At 74.4% G+C, this 3833-nt stretch carries 4 protein-coding genes; 3 read left to right on the plus strand and 1 reads right to left on the minus strand.

The features are described 5' to 3' along the window. Positions 1 to 362: 362 nt before the first annotated feature. From AB8Z36_RS34335 to AB8Z36_RS34345, 3 genes are all read left to right on the plus strand, one after another. The gene (locus AB8Z36_RS34335) at positions 363 to 1160 is read left to right on the plus strand and encodes an aminotransferase class IV (protein ID WP_369217300.1); all 798 of its coding nucleotides are present in this window, start codon (positions 363 to 365) and stop codon (positions 1158 to 1160) included. A 288-nt stretch (positions 1161 to 1448) separates the two neighbouring features. Next, positions 1449 to 2003 (plus strand): hypothetical protein, encoded by a 555-nt coding sequence (locus AB8Z36_RS34340; RefSeq protein WP_369217303.1) that lies wholly within the window; start codon positions 1449 to 1451, stop codon positions 2001 to 2003. 171 nt (positions 2004 to 2174) lie between these two features. After that, positions 2175 to 2918, plus strand: coding sequence for a class F sortase (locus AB8Z36_RS34345; RefSeq protein ID WP_440582077.1), 744 nt, complete (start codon positions 2175 to 2177; stop codon positions 2916 to 2918). A gap of 49 nt (positions 2919 to 2967) precedes the next feature. Here AB8Z36_RS34345 and AB8Z36_RS34350 read toward each other — a convergent pair whose 3' ends face one another. After that, positions 2968 to 3720, minus strand: coding sequence for a sulfite exporter TauE/SafE family protein (locus AB8Z36_RS34350; protein WP_369217302.1), 753 nt, complete (start codon positions 3718 to 3720; stop codon positions 2968 to 2970). Positions 3721 to 3833 lie beyond the last annotated feature (113 nt).

Below are 3833 nucleotides of genomic sequence, written 5' to 3' on the forward strand. Positions count from 1 at the left end.
GTCCTGACCGCGCCGCGAACGCCGGGCCCCGGCGTTCGCGGCACAGGCAGGACAGAGGGCACGGGCCGGGCCCCGGCGTTCGCGGCACGGCCAGGACAGAGGGCACCGGCCGGGCCCGGCGTTCGCGGCGCGGCCAGGACAGAGGGCACGGGCCGGGCCCCGGCGTTCGCGGCGCGGTCAGGACAGAGGGCACGGGCCGGGCCCCGGCACCCAAAGCGCCGCCAGGACAGAGCACACGGACCAGCCCCCGGCGTACGCGGCGAGGCCAGGACAAAGATCCGGGCCAGCCCCCGGCATCCGCAGCGCGAGGTCAGGACAGAGGTCGTCGGCTTGGCTCCGGTGGTGTCTCGTAGCGTGGCCGCATGACAACCTCCTCGCTGGTCCAGCGCATCGAGATCGACGGTCAGCCCGCCACCGGCGCCGGGCTGCTCTGGCCCGCGCTCGTCAACACCGGGCACTTCACCGCGCTCCAGGTCAGGGGCGGCAAGGTGCGGGGCATGGACCGCCATCTGGCGCGGCTCGACGCGGCGACGCGTGAGCTGTTCGGGCAGGGCCTCGAAGGCGAACGGGTGCGCGATCTCGTCCGGCACATCCTGCGCGACGACATCGAGGACGCCTCCGTACGCGTCTACGTGCACGCCCCGGACGGCGAGCCGTCCGTGATGATCACCGTCCGGCCGCCGACCGTGCTGGCCGGGACCATGGAGGGCCGGGCGCAGTCGCTGATGTCCGTGCCGTACCAGCGGCCCTTCGCCCACATCAAGCACCTGGGCGGCTTCGGCCAGGCCCGCCACGACGAACTGGCCCGGCGCGCGGGGTACGACGGCGCGCTGCTCACCGGCCCCGATGGCGAGATCAGCGAGGGCGCCGTCACGAACATCGGCTTCTTCGACGGCACGAGCGTCGTCTGGCCCGACGCCCCGCATCTGTCCGGCATCACGATGCAGCTCGTCGAGGCGGGTCTGCCCGCCGCCGGGGTCCCCACCCGGCACGCCCGGGTCACCCTCGCGGACCTGCCGTCGTACGCGGCGGCCTTCGTCACCAACTCCTGGGGGGTGAGTCCGGTGCGGCGGATCGACGGCATGGCGTACGGCGTCGACGAGAAGCTGATGGCGAGGGTCGCCGGGGTCTATGAGGAGGTGCCCTGGGAGGCGGTCTGACCGCGCCCCGCGCCGCGCGCCACCGGTCGGCTCCCTCCCGACGGGCCGGGTCACCCATTCACCGCCGCCGCCCGCGCTCTTCGAAGTCGGGCCGGTGCAACGCCCGTGACCTGCTGTAACGCTTCTGGCGAGGCGTCAGGAACCGCCTCGATGCGGCCCTTGTCCCGGCTCACCGGGAGGCGCGCGCCGCCGAGTGCCACTTACCTCGGAAGGGCGAGGCTCGACCGACGCAGCGGCACTTGGGGGTGTCGCGGGGCGTGCCCGCGCGAAGGCCTCGGAGGAACGAGCATCATGCGCATCGCCCGTCTGCTGACCGGTACCGCCCTCGCCGCGGCGACGGCCGGCGCCCTGGCCGCCCCCGCCTCCGCGGCGCCCGGCGGAGACCTCGTGATCACCCCGGGGACCGTCACCCCCGGCACCGGGGTCACCGTGCACACCACGGCCTGCGGCACCGGCGGCACCGCCGCGGGCGACGCCAGCGCGGTGGGCGCGGGCCGGTTCACCCTGGCGCCCGGCGGCGGCCCGGGAGAGGCGGCGGGGCGCTTCGAGGTGCCGCCCTCCGCCCAGCCAGGCACCTACGAGATCGCCGCGAAGTGCTCCGGCGCGGGCGGTTCGGGGGTGAAGAACAAGCGGATCATGGCCGATCTGGTGGTGACGGTCACCTCCACCGCCGCCGCGGGCGAGCGGCAGCCGACGCAGCCGAGGGGACATGTGAAGACGGGGGTCGGCGGCGCACTCGGCCCCGACCCCGTGCAGACCGCGGCGGGCGTGGCGGCACTGGCCGTCGCCGCCGCGGGCGGTACCTGGCTCCTGCATCGCCGGGCGAGAGGCGACAGGATCTGACGGACACCCTCCGCTGTCCACCGGTACCGCCGCCTTCGCCCCCTCCCGGTCCGTGTCCCCTCGCGGGCGGGGAGGGGGACGAGGCTCCCGGACCGCCCGCACACCCGAGGGGGACGCCCCATGCGCCACACACGTCGTACGTCACAACCGCGCGGAACCACCGGCGACGCGATGACCGGCACCGCGAGACCCGGCAGCCCGAGAACCGGCAGCACGAGAACCGGCAGCACGAGAACCGGCAACGCGCTCATAGCCACCGTCAGCGCCGTGGCGCTGTGCTCCGGTGCCTGGCTGCTGAGCAGCGGTGCCGAGCCGCATCCGCCACCGCAGCCGTCCGCCGCGCAGGCGGCGTCGGCCCGGCCCGGCGACCACGCCGCCGACACCGGCACCGCCCCCGACCCAGGCACCGCCACCGCCACCGGCACCGGCACCCCGCACGACCCGGGCTCCACCGCCCTGCCGCCCTCCCCGCCGGACCGCCTGCGCATCCCCGCGATCGGCGTCGACACCCCCCTGATGGGCCTCGGCCTGACCCGCCAGGGCAGCCTCGACGTACCGCCGCCGGGGCGGAAGAACCTCGCGGGCTGGTACGAGGCGGGCACCACCCCCGGCGAGCGCGGCACCGCCGTCGTAGCGGGCCATGTCGACAACAGGGAGGGCCCGGCCGTCTTCTACGAGCTGGGCGCGGTACGCCGGGGCAGCACCATCGAGGTGGACCGCAGGGACGGCAGCGTGGCCGTCTTCACGGTCGACGCGAACGAGGTGTACGACGCCGACGCTTTCCCCGACGACAAGGTGTACGGGGCCGCGCCCCGGCCGGAGCTACGGGTGATCACCTGCGGCGGCAGGTACTCGAAGGAGACCGGCTACCAGGGCAACGTGGTCGTCTTCGCCCATCTGACGGAAGTGCGCTGAGACCACGGAAGTGCGCTGAGACCACGGCGGCGGAGCCCGGCGAACGGGCTCAGGCGACCCACTGCTCGTACGCCATCTTCACCACGAGGGCGAGAACGGTGGTCAGCAGTACGATGCGGACGAAGCCGCTGCCCTTCTTCAGTGCCGTGCGGGCGCCGAACATGCCGCCCGCGAGGTTGAAGACGGCCATCAGCGCCGCGAGCTGCCAAAGGACCGCGCCCTGCCAGGCGAACATCGCGAGGGCGCCCGCGTTGGTGCAGCAGTTGACGATCTTCGCGGTGGCCGAGGCGGAGACCAGGTCGAGGTGGAGCACGGCGGTCAGGGCGAGGACGAGGAAGGTGCCGGTGCCGGGGCCGATCAGGCCGTCGTAGAAGCCGATGCCGAGCCCCGCGAGGCCGATCGCGGCGAGAATCCGCCGCGGGGACGCGGGCCCGGCCGCGGGCGCGGTGCCGAACGCGGGCCGCAGGATCACGAAGGCGGCGACGGCGAGCAGCACGACCATGATGACGGGCTTCAGCACGTCGGTGCTCATCCCGGCCGCGAAGAAGGCGCCGCCCATGGACCCGGCGAGCGCCGCGAGGCCGATCCGGACGGCGGTCGGCACGTCGACGCGGGTCTTCCTGACGTACGTCGCGGCSKTGTTGGTGCCGAGGGCGTGCGCGGCCGGGGTGCCCGCGGGCAGCCCGAGCAGCAGGGCGGGGAGCAGCAGCAGTCCCCCGCCGCCGACCACGGCGTCGATCCAGCCCGCCGCGAGGGCGGCGGCGCAGAGGACGACGAGGGTGGTCAGTGATATGTCGGGCATGATCGCGACCCTATGGACGGGATGGGTGCAGCGTCCACGGATGCCGGTGTTAATTGAGGTACTTCTGAGCCCCTTGTGCCTCCGCCCGGCAGCGGAGGCCTCAGGGTGCCGCC

This window comes from Streptomyces flavofungini (assembly GCF_041028215.1).
Lineage (GTDB): Bacteria > Actinomycetota > Actinomycetes > Streptomycetales > Streptomycetaceae > Streptomyces > Streptomyces flavofungini_B.

Excerpts from the sequence above, each read along its gene's own strand:
- AB8Z36_RS34335 (WP_369217300.1), top strand. The coding sequence starts at position 363 with ATGACAACCTCCTCGCTGGTCCAGCGCATCGAGATCGACGGTCAGCCC.
- AB8Z36_RS34345 (WP_440582077.1), top strand. The coding sequence starts at position 2,175 with ATGACCGGCACCGCGAGACCCGGCAGCCCGAGAACCGGCAGCACGAGA.